Raw genomic sequence first — 430 nt, forward strand, 5'->3', positions numbered from 1 at the left:
GGTTTCGCCAGCCTTGATAGTAACGGTGGCGTTGTTGCTCAGGGTTACGACCAGGTCGTGGGCCAAAGCGGTGTTGATGTGGACGGTGAAGGTCGGTTTGACGTTCTCGGCGACCGAAACCTGATCAGCCGTGATGGTGACTTTGACCAAGTCGCCTTCGTTGCCCGGCGTACCTGGTTCGTCAGTGACAGCAGTGCTGACCGGGGTCTTGTCCAGAACCAGGTTCTCGAACTTGCCAACATCGGCGCCATCGACGGTGGCGATCGACTTGATCACCGCGTCATTGGTACCGACGTAGACGTTGTCCGGGGCAGTCACCGTGGTGAAACCGGTGGTGCTGTTGGCCGGCACAGTAATGACGGTGGTGCCATCGCTCAGGGTGAAGGTCAGCGCCGAGTGCTTGTCGATCGGCAAGCCATCTTTGTTGGTC

At 58.8% G+C, this 430-nt stretch carries 1 protein-coding gene; it reads right to left on the reverse strand.

Features of this window, described 5'->3' with window-relative positions:
- Nucleotides 1–430 (reverse strand): immunoglobulin-like domain-containing protein (locus tag HU750_RS27025; RefSeq protein ID WP_346010864.1); only part of this gene is annotated, 430 nt, incomplete at both ends.

The organism is Pseudomonas sp. SWRI50, from assembly GCF_014269095.1.
Classification (GTDB): Bacteria; Pseudomonadota; Gammaproteobacteria; order Pseudomonadales; family Pseudomonadaceae; genus Aquipseudomonas; species Aquipseudomonas kermanshahensis.